General features: G+C 38.2%; 25 protein-coding genes. 24 read left to right on the top strand and 1 reads right to left on the bottom strand.

Annotated elements, in window-relative coordinates; all coding sequences use genetic code 11:
• Positions 1-116: 116 nt before the first annotated feature.
• The 16 genes from purF (at position 117) to EGX70_RS07710 (ending at position 16,280) form a co-directional block, all read left to right on the top strand.
• Complete coding sequence (purF, locus tag EGX70_RS07785) at positions 117-1,571, top strand: amidophosphoribosyltransferase (protein ID WP_000220676.1); 1,455 nt, start codon at positions 117-119, stop codon at positions 1,569-1,571.
• Between the two features lie 27 nt (positions 1,572-1,598).
• Complete coding sequence (purM, locus tag EGX70_RS07780) at positions 1,599-2,621, top strand: phosphoribosylformylglycinamidine cyclo-ligase (RefSeq protein WP_001291328.1); 1,023 nt, start codon at positions 1,599-1,601, stop codon at positions 2,619-2,621.
• A gap of 167 nt (positions 2,622-2,788) precedes the next feature.
• Complete coding sequence (gene purN / locus EGX70_RS07775) at positions 2,789-3,337, top strand: phosphoribosylglycinamide formyltransferase (RefSeq protein ID WP_000685109.1); 549 nt, start codon at positions 2,789-2,791, stop codon at positions 3,335-3,337.
• A 22-nt stretch (positions 3,338-3,359) separates the two neighbouring features.
• Positions 3,360-4,112 carry a GNAT family N-acetyltransferase gene (locus EGX70_RS07770; protein WP_000780022.1) on the top strand — a complete coding sequence of 251 codons (753 nt, stop codon included), beginning with the start codon at positions 3,360-3,362 and terminating at the stop codon, positions 4,110-4,112.
• 19 nt (positions 4,113-4,131) lie between these two features.
• Positions 4,132-5,679 (top strand): bifunctional phosphoribosylaminoimidazolecarboxamide formyltransferase/IMP cyclohydrolase, encoded by a 1,548-nt coding sequence (gene purH / locus EGX70_RS07765; RefSeq protein ID WP_000166549.1) that lies wholly within the window; start codon positions 4,132-4,134, stop codon positions 5,677-5,679.
• Between the two features lie 192 nt (positions 5,680-5,871).
• Positions 5,872-6,771, top strand: coding sequence for a lytic exoenzyme target recognition domain-containing protein (locus EGX70_RS07760; RefSeq protein ID WP_001045908.1), 900 nt, complete (start codon positions 5,872-5,874; stop codon positions 6,769-6,771).
• 146 nt (positions 6,772-6,917) lie between these two features.
• Positions 6,918-8,222 carry a LysM domain-containing protein gene (locus EGX70_RS07755; RefSeq protein WP_000783419.1) on the top strand — a complete coding sequence of 435 codons (1,305 nt, stop codon included), beginning with the start codon at positions 6,918-6,920 and terminating at the stop codon, positions 8,220-8,222.
• A 246-nt stretch (positions 8,223-8,468) separates the two neighbouring features.
• A complete protein-coding gene (locus tag EGX70_RS07750) occupies positions 8,469-9,167 on the top strand; it encodes an N-acetylmannosamine-6-phosphate 2-epimerase (RefSeq protein ID WP_001120330.1) in 699 nt (232 codons plus the stop codon).
• Between the two features lie 46 nt (positions 9,168-9,213).
• Positions 9,214-10,530, top strand: a complete 1,317-nt coding sequence (locus EGX70_RS07745; protein WP_000023462.1) for an ABC transporter substrate-binding protein — start codon at positions 9,214-9,216, stop codon at positions 10,528-10,530.
• 87 nt (positions 10,531-10,617) lie between these two features.
• Positions 10,618-11,505 (top strand): carbohydrate ABC transporter permease, encoded by an 888-nt coding sequence (locus tag EGX70_RS07740; protein WP_123948059.1) that lies wholly within the window; start codon positions 10,618-10,620, stop codon positions 11,503-11,505.
• 9 nt (positions 11,506-11,514) lie between these two features.
• Positions 11,515-12,345: a carbohydrate ABC transporter permease gene (locus EGX70_RS07735; protein ID WP_000730582.1), complete on the top strand. Its 831-nt coding sequence runs from the start codon at positions 11,515-11,517 to the stop codon at positions 12,343-12,345.
• Between the two features lie 12 nt (positions 12,346-12,357).
• On the top strand, positions 12,358-12,801 hold the full coding sequence (locus EGX70_RS07730; protein ID WP_000638661.1) for a YhcH/YjgK/YiaL family protein: 444 nt from the start codon (positions 12,358-12,360) through the stop codon (positions 12,799-12,801).
• 19 nt (positions 12,802-12,820) lie between these two features.
• On the top strand, positions 12,821-13,483 hold the full coding sequence (locus EGX70_RS07725; RefSeq protein ID WP_000710135.1) for a YesL family protein: 663 nt from the start codon (positions 12,821-12,823) through the stop codon (positions 13,481-13,483).
• Entirely contained in the window at positions 13,480-14,397 is a 918-nt protein-coding gene (locus tag EGX70_RS07720) for a dihydrodipicolinate synthase family protein (protein ID WP_000654092.1), read from the top strand. The genes EGX70_RS07725 and EGX70_RS07720 overlap by 4 nt, the downstream gene beginning before the upstream one ends.
• 16 nt (positions 14,398-14,413) lie before the next feature.
• Positions 14,414-15,295, top strand: a complete 882-nt coding sequence (locus EGX70_RS07715; protein ID WP_000198864.1) for an ROK family protein — start codon at positions 14,414-14,416, stop codon at positions 15,293-15,295.
• Positions 15,296-15,302: 7 nt separating this feature from the next.
• A complete protein-coding gene (locus EGX70_RS07710; RefSeq protein WP_123948057.1) occupies positions 15,303-16,280 on the top strand; it encodes an alpha/beta fold hydrolase in 978 nt (325 codons plus the stop codon).
• A 22-nt stretch (positions 16,281-16,302) separates the two neighbouring features.
• Here EGX70_RS07710 and EGX70_RS07705 read toward each other — a convergent pair whose 3' ends face one another.
• Complete coding sequence (locus tag EGX70_RS07705; RefSeq protein ID WP_000158187.1) at positions 16,303-17,106, bottom strand: MurR/RpiR family transcriptional regulator; 804 nt, start codon at positions 17,104-17,106, stop codon at positions 16,303-16,305.
• Positions 17,107-17,387: 281 nt separating this feature from the next.
• Here EGX70_RS07705 and purD point away from each other — a divergent pair, with 281 nt between their 5' ends.
• From purD to EGX70_RS07665, 8 genes are all read left to right on the top strand, one after another.
• A complete protein-coding gene (purD, locus tag EGX70_RS07700) occupies positions 17,388-18,653 on the top strand; it encodes a phosphoribosylamine--glycine ligase (protein WP_000772169.1) in 1,266 nt (421 codons plus the stop codon).
• Between the two features lie 280 nt (positions 18,654-18,933).
• Positions 18,934-19,422, top strand: a complete 489-nt coding sequence (purE, locus tag EGX70_RS07695) for a 5-(carboxyamino)imidazole ribonucleotide mutase (protein ID WP_001182532.1) — start codon at positions 18,934-18,936, stop codon at positions 19,420-19,422.
• Positions 19,409-20,500 (top strand): 5-(carboxyamino)imidazole ribonucleotide synthase, encoded by a 1,092-nt coding sequence (purK, locus tag EGX70_RS07690; protein ID WP_001084004.1) that lies wholly within the window; start codon positions 19,409-19,411, stop codon positions 20,498-20,500. The genes purE and purK overlap by 14 nt, the downstream gene beginning before the upstream one ends.
• Before the next feature lie 53 nt (positions 20,501-20,553).
• On the top strand, positions 20,554-21,924 hold the full coding sequence (locus tag EGX70_RS07685; RefSeq protein ID WP_001079804.1) for a hypothetical protein: 1,371 nt from the start codon (positions 20,554-20,556) through the stop codon (positions 21,922-21,924).
• A 24-nt stretch (positions 21,925-21,948) separates the two neighbouring features.
• On the top strand, positions 21,949-23,247 hold the full coding sequence (purB, locus tag EGX70_RS07680; protein WP_000572887.1) for an adenylosuccinate lyase: 1,299 nt from the start codon (positions 21,949-21,951) through the stop codon (positions 23,245-23,247).
• Between the two features lie 151 nt (positions 23,248-23,398).
• On the top strand, positions 23,399-24,310 hold the full coding sequence (locus EGX70_RS07675; protein ID WP_000912100.1) for a helix-turn-helix domain-containing protein: 912 nt from the start codon (positions 23,399-23,401) through the stop codon (positions 24,308-24,310).
• Positions 24,311-24,606: 296 nt separating this feature from the next.
• Complete coding sequence (ruvB, locus tag EGX70_RS07670) at positions 24,607-25,605, top strand: Holliday junction branch migration DNA helicase RuvB (RefSeq protein WP_000196633.1); 999 nt, start codon at positions 24,607-24,609, stop codon at positions 25,603-25,605.
• 151 nt (positions 25,606-25,756) lie between these two features.
• Entirely contained in the window at positions 25,757-26,194 is a 438-nt protein-coding gene (locus EGX70_RS07665) for a low molecular weight protein-tyrosine-phosphatase (RefSeq protein ID WP_000754813.1), read from the top strand.

Here is a 26,194-nt window from a genome sequence, read left to right as displayed (position 1 = left end):
GAAAATAGCTTGATAGATTTTCTATTTTGATGTTGGCATTGGTGACGATAGATCCAAAATTGAGAAAATCATCAAAGCTACTTAAGATGAGATACAAAAAGAATTAGGAAAAAAGAATGACATACGAAGTAAAATCTCTAAATGAAGAATGTGGAGTCTTTGGTATCTGGGGGCATCCTCAGGCAGCTCAAGTCACTTACTTTGGGCTTCATAGCCTTCAACATCGCGGTCAAGAAGGTGCTGGTATTGTTTCGAATGATAATGGGAAACTCTATGGTTATCGAAATGTTGGGCTCCTTTCTGAAGTTTTTAAGAATCAATCTGAATTAGATAATTTAACTGGGAATGCGGCTATTGGACATGTTCGGTATGCTACTGCAGGTTCTGCAGATATTCGCAATATTCAGCCTTTTCTTTATAAATTTCATGACGGGCAATTTGCTTTATGCCATAATGGTAATTTGACAAATGCTATTTCTTTAAGGAAAGAATTAGAAAAGCAAGGTGCAATTTTCAATGCCTCCTCAGATACTGAAATTTTGATGCACTTGATTCGTCGAAGCCATAACCCAAGTTTTATGGGGAAGGTAAAAGAAGCTTTAAGCACTGTAAAGGGAGGCTTCGCCTATCTACTGATGACAGAAGATAAATTAATTGCTGCTCTTGACCCTAATGCCTTTCGTCCTTTGTCAATTGGACAAATGCAAAATGGTGCTTGGGTTATTTCCAGTGAGACCTGTGCTTTTGAGGTGGTAGGCGCAAAATGGGTTAGAGATGTTGAACCTGGCGAAGTTATCCTTATAGACGATAGTGGTATTCAATGTGATCGTTATACTGATGAAACGCAACTGGCAATTTGTTCGATGGAATATGTCTATTTTGCAAGGCCGGATTCAACTATACATGGTGTTAATGTTCATACGGCTCGAAAAAATATGGGAAAGCGTCTTGCACAAGAATTTAAACAGGATGCTGATATTGTAATTGGTGTCCCAAATTCGTCCTTATCGGCTGCTATGGGCTTTGCTGAAGAATCCGGATTACCAAATGAGATGGGTCTTGTAAAAAATCAGTATACGCAGCGAACCTTTATTCAACCGACACAAGAATTAAGGGAACAAGGTGTTCGAATGAAACTATCAGCGGTATCTGGTGTTGTCAAAGGAAAGCGCGTTGTTATGATTGATGACTCAATTGTAAGAGGAACGACTTCTAGAAGGATTGTCGGATTATTAAGAGAAGCAGGAGCTAGTGAAGTACATGTTGCTATAGCTAGTCCAGAATTAAAGTATCCTTGTTTTTATGGTATTGATATTCAAACAAGACGAGAATTAATTTCAGCAAATCACGCTGCTGACGAAGTGTGTGATATTATTGGCGCAGATAGTCTGACTTATCTCTCACTAGATGGGTTGATTGAATCAATTGGACTCGAAACAAAAGCACCAAATGGTGGTTTATGCGTAGCTTACTTTGATGGACATTATCCAACGCCGCTTTATGATTATGAAGAAGAATACCTCAGAAGTTTAGAAGAAAAAACAAGTTTTTATATTCAAAAAGTGAAATAAGCTCTGCTAATTATATAAGGAGAAAACATGTCTGAAAAAAATGCTTATGCAAAATCTGGTGTTGATGTTGAAGCTGGTTATGAAGTGGTTGAAAGAATAAAAAAACACGTTGCTCGTACAGAACGTGCGGGAGTCATGGGAGCTCTAGGTGGTTTTGGTGGGATGTTTGACTTGTCACAAACAGGTGTTAAAGAACCTGTCTTGATTTCAGGGACTGACGGTGTCGGAACAAAACTCATGCTTGCTATCAAGTACGACAAGCACGACACAATCGGTCAAGACTGTGTTGCCATGTGTGTCAATGATATTATTGCAGCAGGTGCAGAGCCCCTTTACTTCCTTGACTATGTAGCGACTGGTAAAAACGAACCTGCCAAATTGGAACAGGTTGTCGCTGGCGTTGCAGAAGGTTGTGTTCAAGCAGGAGCAGCACTCATTGGAGGTGAGACCGCTGAAATGCCTGGGATGTATGGCGAAGATGATTATGACCTTGCTGGCTTTGCTGTTGGTGTGGCTGAAAAATCTCAAATCATCGACGGTTCAAAAGTAAAAGAAGGAGATATTCTTCTTGGACTGGCTTCAAGTGGTATCCACTCAAATGGTTATTCATTGGTGCGTCGTGTCTTTGCTGACTACACTGGTGATGAGGTGCTTCCAGAGCTTGAAGGCAAACAACTCAAGGATGTTCTTCTTGAGCCAACTCGTATCTATGTTAAAGCAGCTCTGCCATTGATCAAGGAAGAACTGGTCAACGGTATCGCCCACATCACAGGTGGTGGTTTTATCGAGAATGTTCCTCGTATGTTTGCCGATGATTTGGCTGCGGAAATCGATGAGGATAAGGTGCCAGTACTTCCGATTTTCAAGGCGCTTGAAAAATATGGTGACATCAAGCACGAAGAAATGTTTGAAATCTTCAATATGGGTGTCGGTCTTATGCTAGCTGTTAGTCCTGAAAATGTTAACCGCGTCAAAGAGCTCTTGGACGAACCAGTTTATGAAATTGGTCGTATCATCAAGAAGGCTGATGCTAGTGTGGTGATTAAATAAGTCACTAAATTTTATAGGAAAGGAGTGTTTAGTTAGTTTGCCTAACTGAACACGGGATTAAATTTCTAGGAAAAAAGATAAAACGACTTAGACGCAAGCGTCGTTGTTCGTTTTCCTATTTTTCTACGAAATTTTTCGGCAAGCCGAATCATCCCTTTGTATCGAATATGAAAATCGCTGTTTTTGCTTCTGCTAATGGTTCCAACTTTCAGGTCATAGCAGAGCAGTTTCCAGTTAGTTTTGTCTTTTCAGATCATCGTGATGCCTATGTTTTAGAGCGTGCTCAGAACTTAGCCATTCCAAGCTTCGCTTTTGAACTCAAAGAGTTTGAGAATAAGGCGGCTTACGAGCAAGCCGTCGTTGATTTGTTGGACAAACACGAGATTGACTTGGTCTGTCTGGCGGGCTACATGAAGATTGTCGGAGAAACCTTGCTCTCAGCCTATGAAGGGCGTATCATCAATATTCACCCAACCTATCTGCCTGAATTTCCAGGTGCTCACGGTATCAAGGATGCTTGGGAGGCAGGTGTTGACCAGTCTGGTGTGACCATCCATTGGGTGGACTCTGGTGTGGATACCGGTCAGGTCATCCAACAAGTGCACGTGCCACGCCTAGCAGATGATAGTCTAGAAAGCTTTGAAACCCGCATCCACGAAACCGAATACCAACTCTACCCAGCTGTCTTAGATAGCTTGGGCATAAAGAGAAAATAGTAAAATTTGTTATAATAAGCTAATGAAACTAGTGAAAAATTTAGAGATAGTAGAGTCTATTTTTGGTGATTGGGACGAGACCATAATCTGGTCGTGTGTCCAAGGTATTATGGGAGAAGTTTTTGTAGATAGTTTAGACCAACCAAAATCTTCTTTGGCAAAATTGGGAAGGAAATCATCTTTTGGTTTTCTAGCAGGTCAGCCTACTTTATTTCTACTAGAAGTTTGCTCTGGGGAGGATATTATCCTTGTTCCTCAGCATAAAGGATGGTCAGATTTGATTGAATCAACTTATGGTCAGAATGCTCATTCTTTTAAGCGTTATGCGACGAAAAAAGATACTTTGTTTGAGCGAAGTAGGTTAGAGAAGTTTGTTACTCAGTTGCCAAATGGTTTTGAATTACGTGCTATTGATGAGAAAGTTTACAACTCTTGCTTAGAAAAGGAATGGTCACAGGATTTAGTAGCAAATTACGCTACTTATCAGTACTATAAAAAACAAGGTATAGGTTATGTTGTATATTATCAGGGGAATATCATTGCAGGAGCTTCATCTTATTCAACCTATAAAAATGGGATTGAGATAGAAGTAGATACGCATCCAGATTTTCGTCGGCGTGGTTTAGCAACAATAGTTGCAGCTCAGTTAATACTAACTTGTTTAGATAAGGGAATTTATCCTAGCTGGGATGCTCATACAAGGACTTCATTGAATTTATCTGAAAAACTCGGTTATGAATTTTCTCATGAATACATAGCCTATGAAATAGATTGAAGTAAGAAAAGGAGAACTCATGACTAAACGTGCTTTAATCTCAGTTTCTGACAAATCAGGAATTATTGACTTTGCAAAAGAATTGAAAAACTTGGGTTGGGATATTATCTCAACTGGTGGGACTAAGGTTGCCCTTGATGATGCTGGTGTTGAGACCATTGCCATCGACGATGTGACTGGATTCCCAGAAATGATGGACGGTCGTGTTAAGACCCTCCACCCAAACATTCACGGTGGGCTTCTGGCTCGTCGCGACGCTGACAGCCACCTTCAGGCTGCTAAGGACAACAATATTGAGTTGATTGACCTCGTGGTTGTCAACCTCTATCCCTTCAAGGAGACCATCCTTCGCCCAGACGTGACCTACGATTTGGCGGTGGAAAATATCGACATCGGCGGTCCATCAATGCTTCGCTCAGCTGCTAAAAACCACGCTAGCGTAACCGTTGTGGTTGATTCAGCTGACTATGCCACTGTTTTGGGAGAATTGGCTGACGCTAGTCAGACGACATTTAAAACTCGTCAACGCTTGGCAGCTAAGGCCTTCCGTCATACGGCAGCCTACGACGCTTTGATTGCTGAGTACTTCACAGCTCAAGTGGGAGAGGCTAAGCCTGAAAAATTGACCATCACTTATGACCTTAAACAGGCTATGCGTTACGGAGAAAATCCACAGCAAGACGCTGATTTCTACCAAAAAGCCTTACCAACAGACTACTCAATCGCTTCAGCTAAACAGCTCAATGGAAAAGAATTGTCCTTCAATAATATCCGTGATGCTGATGCAGCAATCCGTATTATCCGCGATTTCAAAGACAGTCCAACGGTTGTTGCCCTCAAACACATGAACCCATGTGGTATCGGACAGGCTGATGATATTGAGACAGCTTGGGATTACGCTTATGAAGCTGATCCAGTTTCAATCTTTGGTGGAATTGTTGTCCTTAACCGTGAAGTTGACGCAGCGACAGCTGAGAAGATGCACCCTATCTTCTTGGAAATCATCATCGCACCATCATACTCAGAAGAAGCGCTAGCTATTCTCACAAATAAAAAGAAAAACTTGCGTATCCTTGAGTTGCCGTTTGATGCCCAAGCTGCCAGCGAAGTGGAAGCTGAGTACACTGGCGTAGTTGGTGGACTTTTGGTGCAAAACCAAGACGTTGTGGCTGAAAATCCATCTGACTGGCAAGTGGTGACAGACCGCCAGCCAACAGAACAAGAGGCGACTGCCCTTGAGTTTGCCTGGAAGGCTATCAAGTATGTTAAGTCTAACGGGATTATTATTACTAACGATCACATGACGCTTGGACTCGGTGCAGGTCAAACCAACCGTGTCGGCTCAGTCAAGATTGCTATCGAGCAGGCTAAGGACCACCTTGACGGTGCCGTTCTAGCATCAGATGCCTTCTTCCCATTTGCGGACAACATTGAAGAAATCGCTGCCGCAGGGATCAAAGCAATCATCCAACCAGGTGGTTCAGTTCGTGACCAAGAATCTATTGACGCCGCAAACAAACATGGCTTGACCATGATCTTCACAGGCGTGAGACATTTTAGACATTAAAAAATAGTAGTTTAGGTTTTCTTAAGTTAACTCAGGTATACTACGTATATCCTAAAAACTTTTCTTTTTATTAAACCTCCTAAGTACTCATCAAGGTGAGTACTTTTTTTGATATTTTGATTTAAATTTTCGAATAAGTTAATTGCAAGTGTTTGAGCACTTCATTATACTAATTCTATTTGGAGGTTTTTCTTGAATAAATGGTTAGTTAAGGCAAGTTCCTTAGTTGTTTTAGGTGGTATGGTTTTATCTGCGGGTTCCCGAGTTTTAGCGGATACTTATGTCCGTCCAATTGATAATGGTAGAATTACAACAGGTTTCAATGGTTATCCTGGACATTGTGGGGTGGATTATGCTGTTCCGACTGGAACGATTATTAGGGCAGTGGCAGATGGTACTGTGAAATTTGCAGGAGCTGGAGCCAACTTTTCTTGGATGACAGACTTAGCAGGAAATTGTGTCATGATTCAACATGCGGATGGAATGCATAGTGGTTACGCTCATATGTCACGTGTGGTGGCTAGGACTGGGGAAAAAGTCAAACAAGGAGATATCATCGGTTACGTAGGAGCAACTGGTATGGCGACGGGACCTCACCTTCATTTTGAATTTTTACCAGCTAACCCTAATTTTCAAAATGGTTTCCATGGACGTATCAATCCAACGTCACTAATTGCTAATGTTGCGACCTTTAGTGGAAAAACGCAAGCATCAGCTCCAAGCATTAAGCCATTACAATCAGCTCCTGTACAGAATCAATCTAGTAAATTAAAAGTGTATCGAGTAGATGAATTACAAAAGGTTAATGGTGTTTGGTTAGTCAAAAATAACACCCTAACGCCGACTGGGTTTGATTGGAACGATAATGGTATACCAGCATCAGAAATTGATGAGGTTGATGCTAATGGTAATTTGACAGCTGACCAGGTTCTTCAAAAAGGTGGTTACTTTATCTTTAATCCTAAAACTCTTAAGACTGTAGAAAAACCCATCCAAGGAACAGCTGGTTTAACTTGGGCTAAGACACGCTTTGCTAATGGTAGTTCAGTTTGGCTTCGCGTTGACAACAGTCAAGAACTGCTTTACAAATAGTTTGAGGTATTGATTCATTGTTTTAAATGACAGTTGTGTTACTAACTAAGTACAATTTCTTTAAACCGTCTGAAAATAATTTTATAGTCCAGTAAAGTGTGATATTATAGTCTCGGACTAATAAAAAGGAAATAGGAATTGAAGCAATGAAAATGAATAAAAAGGTACTATTGACATCGACAATGGCAGCTTCGCTATTATCAGTCGCAAGTGTTCAAGCACAAGAAACAGATACGACGTGGACAGCACGTACTGTTTCAGAGGTAAAGGCTGATTTGGTAAAGCAAGACAATAAATCATCATATACTGTGAAATATGGTGATACACTAAGCGTTATTTCAGAAGCAATGTCAATTGATATGAATGTCTTAGCAAAAATAAATAACATTGCAGATATCAATCTTATTTATCCTGAGACAACACTGACAGTAACTTACGATCAGAAGAGTCATACTGCCACTTCAATGAAAATAGAAACACCAGCAACAAATGCTGCTGGTCAAACAACAGCTACTGTGGATTTGAAAACCAATCAAGTTTCTGTTGCAGACCAAAAAGTTTCTCTCAATACAATTTCGGAAGGTATGACACCAGAAGCAGCAACAACGATTGTTTCGCCAATGAAGACATATTCTTCTGCGCCAGCTTTGAAATCAAAAGAAGTATTAGCACAAGAGCAAGCTGTTAGTCAAGCAGCAGCTAATGAACAGGTATCACCAGCTCCTGTGAAGTCGATTACTTCAGAAGTTCCAGCAGCTAAAGAGGAAGTTAAACCAACTCAGACGTCAGTCAGTCAGTCAACAACAGTATCACCAGCTTCTGTTGCCGCTGAAACACCAGCTCCAGTAGCTAAAGTAGCACCGGTAAGAACTGTAGCAGCCCCTAGAGTGGCAAGTGTTAAAGTAGTCACTCCTAAAGTAGAAACTGGTGCATCACCAGAGCATGTATCAGCTCCAGCAGTTCCTGTGACTACGACTTCACCAGCTACAGACAGTAAGTTACAAGCGACTGAAGTTAAGAGCGTTCCGGTAGCACAAAAAGCTCCAACAGCAACACCGGTAGCACAACCAGCTTCAACAACAAATGCAGTAGCTGCACATCCTGAAAATGCAGGGCTCCAACCTCATGTTGCAGCTTATAAAGAAAAAGTAGCGTCAACTTATGGAGTTAATGAATTCAGTACATACCGTGCGGGAGATCCAGGTGATCATGGTAAAGGTTTAGCAGTTGACTTTATTGTAGGTACTAATCAAGCACTTGGTAATAAAGTTGCACAGTACTCTACACAAAATATGGCAGCAAATAACATTTCATATGTTATCTGGCAACAAAAGTTTTACTCAAATACAAACAGTATTTATGGACCTGCTAATACTTGGAATGCAATGCCAGATCGTGGTGGCGTTACTGCCAACCACTATGACCACGTTCACGTATCATTTAACAAATAATATAAAAAAGGAAGCTATTTGGCTTCTTTTTTATATGCCTTGAATAGACTTTCAAGGTTCTTATATAATTTTTATTAAATTGAGGAGATTAAGCTATAAGTCTGAAACTACTTTCACGTTAACCGTGACTAAATCAAAACGTTAAAACTAAAATCTAAGTCCGTAAAGATTATTGAAAACGCTTTAAAAATAGATATAATAAGGTTTGTAGATATCTAAAATTAAAAAAGATAAGGAAGTGAGAATATGCCACATCTAAGTAAAGAAGCTTTTAAAAAGCAAATAAAAAATGGCATTATTGTGTCATGTCAAGCTTTGCCCGGGGAGCCTCTTTATACTGAAAGTGGAGGTGTTATGCCTCTTTTAGCTTTGGCAGCTCAAGAAGCAGGAGCGGTTGGTATAAGAGCCAATAGTGTCCGCGACATTAAGGAAATTCAAGAGGTTACTAATTTACCTATCATCGGCATTATTAAACGTGAATATCCTCCACAAGAACCATTTATCACTGCTACGATGACAGAGGTGGATCAATTAGCTAGTTTAGATATTGCAGTAATAGCCTTAGATTGTACACTTAGAGAGCGTCATGATGGTTTGAGTGTAGTTGAGTTTATTCAAAAGATAAAAAGGAAATATCCTGAACAGTTGTTAATGGCTGATATAAGTACTTTTGAAGAAGGCAAAAATGCTTTTGAAGCAGGAGTTGATTTTGTGGGTACAACTCTATCTGGATACACAGATTACAGCCGCCAAGAAGAAGGACCGGATATAGAACTCCTTAATAAGCTCTGTCAAGCCGGTATAGATGTGATTGCGGAAGGTAAAATTCATACTCCTAAGCAGGCTAATGAAATTAATCATATAGGTGTTGCAGGAATTGTAGTTGGTGGTGCTATCACTAGACCAAAAGAAATAGCGGAGCGTTTCATCTCAGGACTTAGTTAAAAGTGTTACTCAAAAATCAAAATCAAAATAAAAAAGGGGAATAGTTATGAGTATCAAAAAAAGTGTGATTGGTTTTTGCCTCGGAGCTGCAGCATTATCAATGTTTGCTTGTGTAGACAGTAGTCAATCTGTTATGGCTGCCGAGAAGGATAAAGTCGAAATTACGTGGTGGGCTTTTCCAACCTTTACTCAAGAAAAGGCTAAGGATGGAGTAGGTACTTATGAGAAAAAAGTCATCAAGGCTTTTGAAAAGAAAAATCCTAATATAAAAGTAAAACTAGAGACAATTGATTTCACATCTGGACCTGAAAAAATCACTACAGCGATTGAAGCAGGGACAGCACCTGATGTGCTTTTTGATGCACCAGGACGAATTATTCAATATGGTAAAAATGGTAAATTAGCAGATTTGAATGATTTATTTACAGACCAATTTATTAAGGATGTCAATAATAAGAATATCATTCAAGCTTCTAAGTCTGGCGATAAAGCCTACATGTATCCAATAAGTTCTGCCCCATTTTATATGGCGTTCAATAAAAAAATGCTTAAAGATGCAGGAGTTTTGAAACTCGTAAAAGAAGGTTGGACTACTAGTGATTTTGAAAAAGTACTAAAAGCACTAAAAAATAAAGGCTATACACCAGGTTCATTCTTTGCAAACGGGCAAGGAGGAGATCAAGGACCACGTGCATTTTTTGCTAATCTTTATAGTGCTCCAATAACAGATAAAGAAGTAACAAAATATACCACTGACACTAAAAATTCTGTAAAATCAATGAAAAAAATAGTTGAATGGATTAAGAAAGGCTACTTGATGAATGGGTCTCAGTATGATGGCTCAGCTGACATTCAAAACTTTGCCAATGGACAAACTGCTTTCACTATCCTATGGGCTCCAGCTCAACCCAAAACTCAAGCAAAATTATTAGAGTCAAGTAAAGTGGATTACCTTGAAGTGCCATTCCCATCAGAAGATGGAAAACCAGATTTAGAATACCTTGTTAATGGTTTTGCGGTCTTTAATAATAAAGATGAAAACAAAGTAAAAGCCTCTAAGAAATTTATCACTTTTATTGCTGACGATAAAAAATGGGGACCAAAAGATGTTATACGTACAGGTGCTTTCCCAGTTAGAACATCATTTGGAGATCTTTATAAAGGTGATAAACGTATGATGAAGATTTCAAAATGGACTCAATATTATTCACCATATTACAACACTATCGATGGATTTTCTGAAATGAGAACCTTATGGTTCCCAATGGTTCAATCTGTATCCAATGGTGACGAAAAACCAGCAGATGCTTTGAAAGACTTTACTCAAAAAGCAAATGATACCATTAAAAAAGCAGCTAAATAATTAAGGAGACTCCTTTTCTATGGTCAATCACATATTGGGATAGAAGAGGAGTTTTTAGTCAAGTTAAGATGTAAAGGAGAGTACCGTATGCGTACTAATAAGTTAAAGATGAGGGAAACGATGATAGCTTATGCTTTTCTAGCACCTATTCTCTTATTTTTCTTAATTTTGGTTTTTGCACCGATGGTTATGGGCTTTGTCACTAGTTTTTTTAATTATTCTATGACACAGTTCACTTTTATTGGGTTAGCTAATTACAATCGTATGTTTCATGATTCTATTTTCATGAAATCCTTGATAAATACAGTAATCATTGTGATTGGCTCTGTGCCAGTAGTGGTTTTCTTCTCACTTTTTGTTGCTGCCAATACTTATGAAAAAAATGTTTTTTCACGCTCTTTCTACCGTTGTGTCTTCTTCTTGCCAGTAGTAACTGGTAGTGTTGCAGTTACAGTTGTTTGGAAATGGATTTATGACCCTATGTCCGGAATTTTAAATTACATCTTGAAATCAGGTCATGTCATTGAACAGAATATTAGCTGGCTTGGGGATAAGCACTGGGCATTGCTTGCTATTATTATTATTTTGCTAACGACCTCAGTTGGTCAACCTATTATTCTATATATTGCGGCGATGGGAAATATTGATAATTCTCTTTGCGAAGCTGCGCGTGTTGATGGAGCCAATGAAATGCAAGTTTTTTGGCAAATTAAATGGCCGAGTCTCTTACCAACTACACTCTATATTGCAGTTATAACAACAATTAATTCATTTCAATGTTTTGCCTTAATCCAGCTCCTAACATCTGGTGGACCAAATTATTCAACAAGCACTTTGATGTATTATCTTTATGAAAAAGCCTTTAAACTATCAGAATATGGCTATGCTAATACTATGGGAGTATTCCTAGCAGTAATGATTGCTTTAATAAGTTTTGCTCAATTTAAGATCTTAGGAAATGATGTGGAATATTAGGAGGAAAACATGAAAAAGAAAACATTCAGTGCTTATAACTTTTTAACGGCTCTTATCCTTTGTCTTTTGACAGTGCTTTTTATCTTTCCATTTTATTGGATTATGACAGGAGCTTTTAAATCTCAACCTGATACTATTATCATCCCCCCACAATGGTGGCCCAAAGCACCGACCTTAGAAAATTTTAAAGCTTTAACTGTACAAAACCCAGCTTTGAGATGGCTTTGGAATAGTGTCTTTATCTCAATTATGACAATGTTCCTAGTTTGCTGTACATCGTCAATGGCAGGCTATGTTTTAGCTAAGAAACGATTTTACGGTCAAAAAATATTGTTCTCCCTTTTTATTGCTGCTATGGCTTTACCTAAACAAGTTGTTTTAGTGCCATTAGTTAGAATTATCAATTTTATGGGGATACATGATACCTTATGGGCGGTTATTTTACCTCTTGTTGGTTGGCCTTTTGGGGTCTTCTTGATGAAACAGTTTTCTGAAAATATTCCAACAGAATTACTGGAATCAGCTAAAATTGATGGTTGTGGAGAGATTCGAACATTTATTAATGTAGCATTTCCAATTGTCAAACCTGGATTTGCTGCCCTAGCTATTTTCACATTTATCAATACTTGGAATGACTATTTTATGCAATTAGTTATGCTAACTTCTAGAAATAATCTGACCATTTCTCTTGGGGTAGCTACTATGCAGGCTGAAATGGCAACAAACTATGGCTTAATTATGGCAGGTGCAGCCTTAGCTGCTGTTCCTATTGTGACAGTATTCTTAGTTTTCCAAAAATCCTTTACTCAGGGGATTACAATGGGAGCTGTTAAAGGATAGGTAGGATTTATTATGATTTACGATCATTTATTGAATTTAACGCATTATAAAGATATTAATCCTAATTTAGATTTAGCGATTGATTATCTACTAAGTCATGATTTAAGGAATTTAGATATAGGCACCTATCATATTAGCCCAGAAGTGATACTCATGGTCCAATCAAATCAACTTAGTGAGTCATTTGATCATATTTTTGAATACCATAAAAAATACCTTGATATACATTATGTCATTGAAGGACATGAAGTTATCAAATTGGGAAAAGGTGATAAGGTAGAGGTGGAGGAATACTTAGGCGATATAGGATTTATCAAGTGCTCAGAAGAGACTTCTTTTGATTTGAGAGATAATTATATAGCCTTCTTTTTCCCAGAAGAAGCTCATCAGCCAAATGGTATGGGAAGTCTAGGTAATTATGTCAAAAAAGGGGTATTGAAAGTGTTAATGGCGTAAGAAATACAGGGAGTATATTGTGAAAAAAGCAAATCAATTAATAGCAGCGATTTTTGATGTTAACAACCCCTTTATGCAAGGTTGCAATGTTGTTTTTGATCTGGCATTACTAAACCTTCTCTTTATGATAACTTGCCTACCATTGGTAACTATTGGTGCTGCTAAAATTAGTTTGTATCGAACGTTGTGGCAAAAATTAGAAGGTGATCAGACAAATCTTTTAATATTGTATATAAAACACCTAAAAAAAGAGTGGTTCCAAGGTATGCTTTTAGGTTTGGTTGAACTAAGTATTTTGGTTGTGATCATATTTGATTTAACAATTCTTCATTATCAAATAGGTTTCATTGTGTCTTTCTTGAAGATAACTTGTTACGCCTTTTTGTTATTGACTGTGATGACGAGCATATACCTATTTCCTATGGCTGCCCGCTACGAAATGTCTCTTTTAGATACCGTGAAAAAGAGCTTTATAATGGCATGTTTAAACTTGAAATGGACTGGTGTATTGATGTTTTTATTAATCATGACTTGGTTTATTATGGTGCAGTCTAGTCTCTTATTTATGCTTACAGTGTCAGCTATATTTATTTTTGCTTATACCGCCTTTGCTTACTTTAAAATTATTATTTTACAAAAACAATTTGCCTATTTCAGCAAACAACAAGGAGATTATCAATGAAAGATTTACAAAAATATCAAGGAATTATTCCTGCATTTTATGCTTGCTATGATGATAAGGGTGATATTTGTCCCGAACGAGTAAAAGCCCTGACCAATTATTTTATTGATAAAGGTGTTCAAGGACTTTATGTTAATGGTTCATCCGGAGAATGTATTTACCAAAGTGTAGCAGATCGTAAACTTGTACTGGAAAATGTTATGTCCGTTGCTAAGGGTAAACTAACAGTAATAGCGCATGTGGCATGTAATAATACTAAGGATAGCGTAGAGTTGGCTATGCATGCTGAAGCTATAGGTGTTGATGCTATTGCAGCAATTCCACCAATTTATTTTCGATTACCAGAGTATGCCATAGCAGATTATTGGAATACTATTAGTCAAGCAGCACCACAAACTGATTTTATTATTTACAATATTCCTCAATTGGCAGGGGTTGCTTTGACATCGGATTTATATCGAAAAATGTTACAAAATCCGCAAGTAATTGGTGTTAAAAATTCTTCCATGCCAGTTCAAGACATTCAGAATTTTGTGGCTATTGGAGGAGAAAATCATATTGTTTTTAATGGTCCAGATGAACAATTTTTGGGTGGTCGTCTCATGGGAGCCGCTGCAGGTATTGGTGGTACCTATGGCGTAATGCCAGAATTATACTTGACTTTAAATCAGTTAATTGTTGATAAAGATTTAGAAAAAGCGCGTGAACTTCAATTTACAATTAACGATATTATCACAAAGCTTTGTTCGGGTCATGGTAATATGTATGCTGTGATCAAAGCTGTATTGGAAATCAATGAGCAACTAACTATAGGTTCCGTTCGGTTACCTTTAGCATCTGTAACAGAAGAAGATAAACCTATTATTAAAGAGGCAGCAGAAATGATTAGACATGCTAAAAAACAGTTTTGTTAAAGTGAGGTAGATAATTATGACCAGAACAGTAGCAATTGATATTGGCGGTACAATGATTAAGCATGGCATTGTGGATAATTTAGGTTGTATTGTTGAGGCAAGTGAGCTTGCCACAGAAGCCTACAAAGGTGGTCCAGGCATTTTACAAAAAGTTTGTCAAATTATCGATAACTATCTAGCAGAAGGGAGCATTGATGGAATTGCTATCTCATCTGCTGGCATGGTAGATCCAGATGAAGGATGTATATTTTACTCTGGTCCTCAAATTCCAAACTATGCTGGGACACAATTTAAGAAAGTTTTAGAAGACACTTATCAAGTACGCACAGAAATTGAAAATGATGTTAATTGTGCAGGATTAGCTGAAGCTGTCTCAGGTAGTGCCAAAGATAGTTCAATAGCGCTTTGTCTTACTATTGGAACAGGTATTGGTGGTTGTCTGATTATTGATAAAACAGTTTTTCATGGCTTTAGTAATTCTGCTTGTGAAGTTGGCTATATGCACCTTTCAGATGGTGATTTTCAAGATTTAGCCTCTACAACTGCACTGATTGCTGATGTTGCCAAAGCGCATGGAGATGAAATTAGCCGATGGGATGGACGTCGTATTTTTCAGGAGGCTAAAAAAGGCAATGAAAAATGTATTGCAAGTATAGACCGTATGATAAACTACCTTGGCCAAGGAATCGCTAATATGGTTTATGTGGTAAATCCTGAAAAAGTTGTTTTAGGTGGTGGAATCATGGCTCAAAAAGATTATTTACAAGATAAACTTAGTGAATCTTTGAAACGAAATCTTGTGACAAGTCTTGCTGAAAAAACAGCAATAGTCTTTGCACAACACGAAAACCAAGCTGGTATGCTAGGAGCTTACTACCATTTTAAAAACAGGGGGTGACGGGTATATGATTGAAACAATGTCGCTAGATGACATGAGAGAATACCTAGGTCAAGACCAAATTCCCGAGGATTTTGATGACTTCTGGAAAAAACAAACAATGAAATATCAAGGGAATATTGAGTATCGTCTAGACAAAAAAGATTTCAATATTACTTTTGCACAAGCTTATGATCTTCATTTTAAAGGCAGCAATAACTCTATTGTCTATGCCAAATGTTTATTCCCTAAAACAAATAAACCCTATCCTGTAGTTTTTAATTTTCATGGTTACCAAAACCAAAGTCCTGACTGGAGTGACCAACTTAATTATGTAGCAGCAGGTTACGGCGTTGTTTCAATGGATGTTCGAGGTCAAGCTGGACAGTCTCAAGACAAGGGGCATTTTGATGGCATTACAGTTAAGGGCCAGATTGTGCGAGGAATGATCTCAGGACCAAATCATCTTTTTTATAAAGACATTTATCTTGATGTTTTCCAATTGATTGATATCATTGCTACATTAGAGAGTGTTGATAGTAATCAACTTTATAGTTATGGCTGGTCTCAAGGTGGAGCACTTGCTTTGATAGCTGCAGCTCTTAATCCCAAAATCGTCAAGACCGTTGCTGTTTACCCATTTTTGTCAGACTTTAGACGAGTATTAGATTTAGGGGGTGTCAGTGAGCCCTATGATGAACTCTTCCGCTATTTTAAATATAGTGATCCTTTTCATAAAACAGAGAATAATGTGTTAAAAACTTTGGCTTATATTGATGTTAAAAATTTTGCACATAGGATTTCTTGCCCCGTTGTTTTACTAACAGCCTTAAAAGATGATATTTGTCCTCCATCAACTCAATTTGCCATTTTTAATCGTCTGACATCAACTAAAAAGCATCTTTTATTACCAGATTATGGACATGATCCAATGACAGTGCAAGTAAAAGACCATATTTTTGATCAACTGACAGGAAGTCAATTTACAAAGCAAAAAATCGAGTAGATTATTTCTACTCGATTTTCATTTAGCGTTGAATAATGGTTTCTCTAAAAATTCGCTCTTTTTCTATTTTATTAATATCTAAAAATTGTGCATAGATAATATCTACCATGATTAACATTGGGATCTGAGGCGAAATTCTATTGCCGTAGTCTAAATGCCTAGCAGAAGCCACCTGAATAATCTTGTCAAAAGCATAGTCAATTGTGTGAGGTTGTTTTGTAAATAGAACGGTTTTAGCTCCGTGACAACTTGCGATTTTTAAGGCACCAATAACAGAGTTGGTGTTCCCAGAAAGTGAGAAGGCAATGACGAGGCATCTATCATTAACAATACTATTAGTCCATGAGAAACTATCTGTATCATCCAGAGCCTCACAAATCACTCCCAGCCTCATAAGGCGTATTTTAAATTCTTTAGCTACTAGCGATGAGCTCCCTTTGCCATAAAAATAAACACGATCAGCTTGCTCAATCATATGTGATACTTCTAGAAGCTGTTCTTCATCAATAATATCAGCAGATTTAGAAATCATCTCTTGATAATTCATAAATACTTTCTTAGTGTTGTCATTTTGAAGACCGTATAATTGTTGACTGATGGTCTCATGGCTTTTTAAATATTCAAAAACAAATTCACGATAGCCTTTAAACCCACATTTTTTAGCAAAACGCGTTAAGGCTGCTTGTGAAATGTGTAGTTGCTTAGTGACAATGGTAGAAGCAAGAGCGTCTTTTGAAATGGGCTGCCCCATAAAATAACAAGCAATTTCACGTTCTAAATCAGTCATTAAATCAAGAGCAGACTCAATTTGGTCATAAATAGTCATAATACACGGTCCTCTCCTCTTTAAGAAAGCGCTTAATATATTCAGTATAACATAAAGTTAGTGAGGGACCAAACTAAGTTCTAAGAAACAGCAATGATAAGTTTTAAATAGCAATATGAAGGATCAATAACATAATATATGTTAAGTATATATTATGATATAAATTTTCCAAAAAAGCTGTAATAAAAAAAATAAAAGCGAACAAATGTGTTATAATTTTATAAATGATACGTTTTTATTGAAAATTTCTTTTTATATTATTTAATAGGAGTTATTCTGATATGAAATTGCTTGTTGTTGGTTCTGGTGGTCGTGAGCATGCGATTGCTAAGAAGTTGTTAGCGTCTAAGGATGTGGATCAGGTTTTTGTGGCACCTGGTAATGATGGTATGACCTTGGATGGTCTAGACTTGGTAAATATCGGAATTTCCGAACATTCTAGACTGATTGACTTTGTTAAGGAGAATGAGATTGCTTGGACCCTTATTGGTCCTGATGATGCGCTAGCAGCTGGTATCGTTGATGGTTTTAATAGTGCTGGACTCAGAGCATTTGGTCCAACCAAGGCAGCCGCGGAGCTAGAGTGGTCAAAAGACTTTGCCAAGGAAATCATGGTCAAATACAATGTTCCAACAGCAGCCTATGGCACATTTTCAGATTTTGAAAAAGCTAAAGCCTACATCGAAGAGCAGGGCGCACCAATCGTGGTCAAGGCTGACGGATTGGCGTTAGGCAAGGGCGTGGTCGTGGCTGAAACCGTTGAGCAGGCGGTAGAGGCGGCGCAAGAGATGCTTTTGGACAACAAGTTTGGCGACTCGGGTGCGCGCGTGGTTATCGAGGAATTCTTGGATGGTGAAGAGTTCTCCCTTTTCGCCTTCGCTAATGGCGATAAGTTCTACATCATGCCGACAGCTCAGGATCACAAGCGTGCCTATGATGGTGACAAGGGGCTAAATACCGGTGGTATGGGTGCCTATGCGCCAGTTCCCCACCTGCCTCAGAGCGTGGTGGATACAGCAGTTGAGACTATCGTTAAGCCTGTCCTTGAAGGCATGATTGCCGAAGGGCGTCCTTATCTAGGTGTCCTCTATGCTGGGCTTATCCTGACGGCTGATGGCCCTAAGGTTATCGAGTTCAACTCACGTTTTGGTGACCCTGAAACTCAGATTATCCTCCCTCGCCTGACTTCCGATTTCGCTCAGAACATCGACGACATCATGATGGGCATCGAGCCTTACATCACTTGGCAGAAGGACGGCGTGACTCTGGGCGTTGTCGTTGCCTCAGAAGGCTATCCGCTCGATTACGAGAAAGGTGTGCCACTGCCTGAAAAGACCGACGGCGACATCATCACCTACTATGCGGGAGCTAAGTTTGCGGAAAATAGCAAAGCACTGCTCTCAAACGGAGGACGTGTCTACATGCTTGTCACCACAGAAGACAGCGTCAAAGCAGGGCAGGACAAAATCTATACCCAACTCGCCCAACAAGACACAACAGGCCTCTTCTACCGAAACGACATCGGAAGCAAAGCTATTAAGGAATAAGACTACTCATTCAAATATTAGCGTCAGCAAAGCGACCGAAGGTCGCTCCAAAAAGAAAGAAGAAAGGAACTGAACACGGGACTAATTTTCTAGTGAAAAAGATAAATCTTCCTAGATGCTAAAGCATCTTCGTCAGATTTCTGCGTCGTAGGCGTCTGCTGCTAAAGCACCTAGTCGCCCTGACGTGGGTACGTCTTCGAAATCAAAGATTTCGGACTTACCGCATATTTTTCTACGAAAATTTTCGACAAGTCGAAACGTCCCTTTGTATCTTAATATTATGCAACCAATTATTTCTATTATCATGGGTTCCAAATCCGACTGGACAACCATGCAAAAAACGGCTGAAGTTCTAGATAACTTTGGCATTGCTTACGAGAAGAAAGTCGTCTCTGCCCACCGTACGCCAGACCTCATGTTCAAGCATGCTGAGGAGGCGCGTGGTCGTGGTATCAAGATTATCATCGCTGGAGCAGGTGGAGCAGCCCACTTGCCGGGTATGGTAGCAGCTAAAACAACCCTGCCTGTTATCGGTGTGCCTGTCAAATCACGTGCCCTCTCAGGTTTGGATTCGCTCTACTCTATTGTGCAGATGCCTGGTGGTGTGCCTGTGGCGACCATGGCTATCGGAGAAGCAGGAGCGACTAACGCTGCCCTGACAGCCCTCCGTATCCTCTCTATCGAGGATCAAAATCTGGCTGATGCGCTAGCTCATTTCCATGAGGAACAAGGAAAAATCGCAGAGGAGTCAAGCAATGAACTCATTTAAGACCATTGGGATTATTGGTGGTGGTCAGCTGGGGCAGATGATGGCGATTGCGGCTATCTACATGGGCCACAAGGTCATTACGCTGGATCCAGCTAGCGACTGCCCTGCCTCCCGCGTTAGCGAGGTGATTGTGGCACCTTACGATGATGTTGAGGCTTTGGGAACATTAGCTGCGCGTTGCGATGTTTTGACCTATGAGTTTGAGAATGTCGATGCCGATGGTCTGGATGCCGTTGTGTCAGCTGGTCAGCTACCGCAGGGGACTGATCTGCTCCGCATTTCTCAAAACCGTATCTTTGAAAAAGACTTTCTGGCAAATAAGGCTGGCGTGACTGTCGCTCCCTATAAGGTGGTGACATCTAGCCTTGACCTAGAGGGGCTTGACTTGACCAAGACCTATGTCCTCAAGACAGCGACAGGTGGTTATGACGGTCATGGGCAAAAGGTTATCCGCTCAGCAGAAGACCTGCCAGAGGCGCAGCAATTAGCCAACTCAGCTCAGTGTGTCTTGGAAGAGTTTGTCAACTTCGACCTTGAAATATCAGTCATCGTGTCTGGAAATGGTCAGGATGTGACGGTCTTTCCCGTTCAGGAAAATATCCACCGCAACAATATCCTGTCAAAAACCATCGTACCAGCTCGCATCTCAGACCAACTAGCTGACAAGGCTAAGGAAATGGCTGTGCAGATTGCCAAGAAACTCCAGCTATCAGGAACCCTCTGTGTGGAAATGTTTGCGACCGCAGATGACATCATCGTCAATGAAATTGCCCCACGTCCCCACAACTCAGGGCACTACTCTATCGAAGCCTGCGACTTTTCACAGTTTGACACCCACATCTTGGGCGTACTGGGCGCACCGCTTCCGCCAATCAAACTCCATGCTCCAGCCGTTATGTTCAATGTCCTAGGACAACATGTCCAGCAGGCAATTGACCATGTTGCCCAAAACCCTAGCGCCCACCTCCACATGTATGGTAAACTAGAAGCAAAACATAACCGCAAAATGGGACACGTGACGGTGTTTAGCGATGTACCTGATGAGGTGGAAGAGTTTGAAGAAAGGATGGATTTCTAAGGAGGTTTATGGAATTTAAGGGGGGAGAATGATTTTGAAGGGAGTGTTGTCAGATGAATAGAATAATAAACAGGGATATTTTACCTAGAATTTCAAAGATTTCTAAAAATAATAAAGAGAAAGATTTACTATCTATAGCTTATATTACTTGGCTAATCTTTATAATATTTGCTTTGGGAGTAGTTACAGTTAATGATTTAAAACCGATGTTTAATCAATTAATAGTAAACCTCTTAAATATTTATTATTATATGGAAGCCTTCATATTGGGTATGGACAGCTATTTACAATATAACCTTCCATACAGTTTTGATTTTTGGAGTATTTTTGTAGAGGCTATAAATTTATTTGTAAAAGTATTTTTAATTGCTTTTATTCCTTCTGTTATTAGAAAAGTATTGAAAAAAGAAAGTTTTTTCAATGAAGTTGTTATTTTACTAGGAGCGATTGTTACTATATTAGAGATATTGATAGTAGTGGGACTAATACTTTTATTAATTGCTTTTGTTTCAATAGGTAAGAATCGTGTTTATAATTTTGTTCAAAATTTAAACTACTTTGAAGAAGTGATTTGGAATTATTTTGAAGAAAATCCGGTTAAAATAAAAGAAAAATCATTGATTATTAAATTTTTACTTACTATTTCTTTTGTTTTTGTAATTGATTTTGCAATGGTTAGATTGTTGAATTTTAATATAAAATTTTCTACAATATTAGCTTGTTCTGCTATTTTATTAGCATGGTTATACCAAAATAAGTCTGTTACAGAACCCTTCCTATTAAAAAAGTTAGTTATCTATTTTATTTTTTTCATTGCCACTTTAATTGGTAATTTAAAAAATGAGTTGTCAATCTTAGAAACACCATTACTTTTTATTAGTATATTTTTTACTATGGATAGAATTATTGCTCTATCTAAAGAAATGCGTGATTTGATTATATCTAAGAGTATTTTATTTTATTATGATCATGAAAATATAAAGCCATCAATATTACTTAGTGAGATAAAAGAAATTAAGTATCTTGAAAATGTAGATATTGGAGAACTTGAACTTGTTAGGCAAATGGTAATTAGGTTGCGTCTAGAGTTAGAGGAAGAATTTTTGATTTTATCAGATATATATATGAAAAATGGCTATGAAAAATATATACAATTTGTTCAAGGAAATGTTTATTTTATCAACTTAGAATTGGATAAAATTCCCAACTACACTAACTTGAAATTAATACTAGAATCAATATTTGATCATAATAATCAAAAGATATTTATACCTAAACTTTATGAGGAATACATATACATCTTAATTTCTTTAGGAGAAGTTGAAAAAGCTAAAGAAATATTAAAAGAAGTGTCGGATTATTTAACTGAAGAATCTTTGAATTATTTTGAAAAAGAATATGATAAAGCTAAGGGTAGTAATTAGAATTTTTTAAAGGAGTAAAACAAAATGATCGAACGTTATTCACGCCCTGAGATGGCGGCAATTTGGACAGAGGAAAATAAATACCGTGCTTGGTTGGAGGTCGAGATTTTGGCTGACGAGGCATGGGCTGAGTTGGGTGAGATTCCTAAGGAGGATGTGGCTAAGATTCGTGAGAAGGCGGATTTTGACATTGACCGCATTCTTGAGATTGAGCAGGACACGCGTCACGATGTGGTGGCTTTCACTCGTGCGGTTTCTGAGACGCTTGGTGAGGAGCGCAAGTGGGTGCACTACGGTTTGACGTCGACTGACGTGGTGGACACTGCCTACGGTTACCTCTACAAGCAGGCTAACGATATTATCCGTCGTGACCTTGAGAATTTCACAAATATTGTGGCTGATAAGGCTAAGGAGCACAAGTTCACCATCATGATGGGTCGTACCCACGGTGTTCACGCTGAGCCAACGACTTTCGGTCTTAAGTTGGCGACCTGGTACAGCGAGATGAAACGTAATATTGAGCGTTTTGAACATGCTGCCGCAGGTGTGGAAGCTGGTAAGATTTCAGGTGCCGTTGGTAACTTTGCTAACATTCCTCCATTTGTGGAACAATATGTTTGTGACAAATTGGGCATCCGTCCGCAAGAGATTTCAACACAGGTTCTTCCACGTGACCTCCACGCAGAATATTTTGCAGTGCTTGCAAGCATTGCAACTTCTATCGAACGTATGGCGACAGAGATTCGTGGTCTGCAAAAATCAGAACAACGTGAAGTTGAAGAATTCTTTGCCAAAGGTCAGAAAGGTAGCTCTGCTATGCCTCACAAACGCAACCCAATCGGTTCAGAGAACATGACTGGGCTAGCGCGCGTGATTCGTGGTCACATGGTGACGGCTTATGAGAACGTGGCACTTTGGCACGAGCGTGATATTTCGCACTCATCTGCTGAGCGTATCATCACACCTGACACAACGATCTTGATTGACTACATGCTCAACCGTTTTGGCAATATCGTTAAGAACTTGACTGTCTTCCCGGAAAATATGATGCGCAATATGGAATCAACTTTTGGTTTGATTTATAGTCAACGTGTTATGCTCAAATTGATTGAAAAAGGAATGACACGAGAAGAAGCTTATGACTTAGTTCAACCTAAGACAGCTTATTCCTGGGACAATCAAGTGGATTTCAAACCACTTTTAGAAGAAGACACCAAAGTTACCTCTTGTCTTACACAGGAAGAAATTGATGAACTATTTAATCCGATTTATTACACAAAACGTGTTGATGATATTTTTGAAAGACTAGGATTAGAAAAATAAGAAAATTCCATTACTGGTTAACGTTTTTTTAACCAGTAATGGAATTTTTATTGATTTAAAAGGAATTAATATTAAAAAACATACTTAAAATGAGTTTATTATGATAATATATAATAAGAAGAAAAATTTAGGAGTTAGTTTTTAAAGGAAAATGTTAAAACATTTTGGTAGTAAAGTAAGAAATTTGAGAGTAACTAGAAATATTACTCGCGAAGATTTTTGTGGTGATGAAACTGAGTTATCTGTAAGACAATTAGCTAGGATTGAAAGTGGACAGTCAATTCCAAACTTGACTAAAGCTCACTACATAGCTAAACAATTGAATGTAAAATTGGATATTTTAACAGGAGGAGAGAGCTTAGAATTACCTAAACGGTATAAAGAGTTGAAGTATTTGATTTTAAGAATTCCAACTTATGCAGATGCTGAACGATTAAAATTAAGAGAATGTCAGTTTGATCATATTTTCGAAGAATTCTATGATAATCTTCCAGAAGACGAGTGCTTAGCAATTGACAGTTTACAAGCTAAATTTGAAGTCTATCAAACAGGAGACATTAATTTTGGTGTGGAGGTTTTATGCGAATGCTTTGATAAAGTAAAATATAAAGAAAAATATACTCTTAATGATTTGATTATCATAGATTTGTTTTTAACTTGTGCAGTTGTATCTAAATTTAACAATAGAGCATTTACTAAAGAAGTATTTCAAACTATATGTAAAACTTTGATAAGTCAGAACCACAAACTTACAGCAGAAGATTTGTTTTGGTTTAATCATGTACTCCTGAATTGTGTATTTGTTGGACTTTGTTTAAATAGTGAAGAGTGTCTTGCAGAAATGTTAGAAGTTAGCCGACAAACGATGGTGTCAACACATGATTTTCATAAAATGCCTTTATATTTTATGTACCAATGGAAATACTTCATTACAATTGACAATGATATAAAGTCTGCAGAAAATGCTTACCAACAATCAATTATGTTTTCAAAAATGATTGATGACAAGCATCTAATTAAAAAATTAGAATTGGAGTGGCAAGAAGATATAACAGGACATTGATGTCCTGTGACTCTGAGGTCTAAAAATTTATAATAAACGTACAAAATATTATTTAGGAGTTTATTATAGTGATTAAAAAATGTTTTTTAATAGTATTACTTGTTCTATTATCAAATTTAGGTTCATTTGATTTGTTTTTAGGAATGGGTTGGTGGAATATGGGCTAAGTAAGCTGTTCTGTGATTTCTTGAGGTTGGATTAACTATAAGATCAGTTTATTCTTCCTTTAAATAAGGGAGATACTAATACACCAACTTAGTTCTTAACTTTTCCTATACAAATGTTATAATAATATCATGACAAGATTTTTAGATAGTGATGCAATGGGTGACGAAGAATTGGTAGAACGTACACTTCGTCCGCAGTATTTAAGAGAGTATATTGGACAAGATAAGGTTAAAGATCAGCTAAAAATATTTATTGAAGCTGCTAAATTGCGTGATGAGTCATTGGATCATGTGTTATTATTTGGCCCTCCTGGTTTAGGGAAAACAACCATGGCATTTGTAATTGCTAATGAGTTGGGTGTCAATCTCAAACAAACATCAGGTCCCGCAATTGAAAAATCAGGGGATTTAGTAGCCATTTTAAATGATTTAGAACCAGGTGATGTTCTTTTTATTGATGAAATTCATCGTATGCCGATGGCGGTTGAAGAGGTACTTTATAGTGCAATGGAAGACTTCTATATTGACATTATGATCGGTGCAGGAGAAACTAGTAGAAGTGTTCATCTAGATTTGCCGCCCTTTACCTTAATTGGTGCAACGACACGTGCAGGTATGTTATCTAATCCCTTACGTGCTCGCTTTGGTATTACAGGGCATATGGAGTATTATGAAGAAAATGATTTGACAGAAATTATTGAGCGTACAGCAGACATTTTTGAAATGAAAATTACTTATGAAGCTGCTTCTGAATTAGCGCGTCGCAGTCGTGGAACGCCACGTATCGCTAACCGTTTATTGAAACGTGTTCGAGATTATGCTCAAATCATGGGAGATGGTTTGATAGATGACAATATTACAGATAAAGCATTAACGATGTTAGATGTTGATCACGAGGGGCTTGATTACGTCGATCAAAAAATCTTAAGAACCATGATTGAAATGTATAATGGAGGTCCTGTTGGTTTAGGAACTCTATCCGTTAATATTGCTGAAGAACGAGATACTGTTGAAGACATGTACGAACCTTATTTAATTCAAAAGGGTTTTATTATGCGTACCCGTACCGGTCGTGTAGCTACGGATAAGGCATATGAACATTTAGGTTATCAGCGATTTGATAAATAAAACATAAGTCATTTTAAGGCTAGAGTATCTAGTCTTAATTTTTAAATTTTCATGCAATGTTAAGTATTAGATATGTTGTAGTTATTCTTTGAGCAGTTAAACGTATTATAAGTACCTTTTTTCTGTTATAATAGACCAAAAGGAGTTTGCTATGAAGAAAGTCTGTTTTGTTTGTCTTGGAAATATCTGCCGTAGCCCGATGGCTGAGTTTGTTATGGCGAATTTAGATAAGGAGGATAGCCTCTTGGTTGAGAGTCGTGCGACTTCAACATGGGAGCATGGAAATCCTATACATAGGGGAACGCAAGCGATTTTGCAGCGTTATCAAATTCCTTACATTAACGATAAAGGGTCACAACCTATTTCTAAAGACGATTTAGCATATTTTGATTATATCATCGGTATGGATGAGCAAAATGTCAAGGATTTAAAAGCTCTATCACAAGGAACCTATGATGATAAGATTAGTCTTTTTTGTGATGGTGGTGTTCCTGATCCATGGTATACTGGTGATTTTGAGGAAACCTATCGTCTAGTCAATGATGGCTGTAAACAGTGGTTAACGCTAATAAATAATAGTAGAGATTAA

Origin of the sequence: Streptococcus sp. FDAARGOS_522, from assembly GCF_003812445.1 — a bacterium.
Taxonomy (GTDB): domain Bacteria; phylum Bacillota; class Bacilli; order Lactobacillales; family Streptococcaceae; genus Streptococcus; species Streptococcus agalactiae.
The sequence above is the reverse complement of the archived record's forward strand: the minus strand, read 5'-3'. Positions and strand labels throughout refer to the sequence as shown.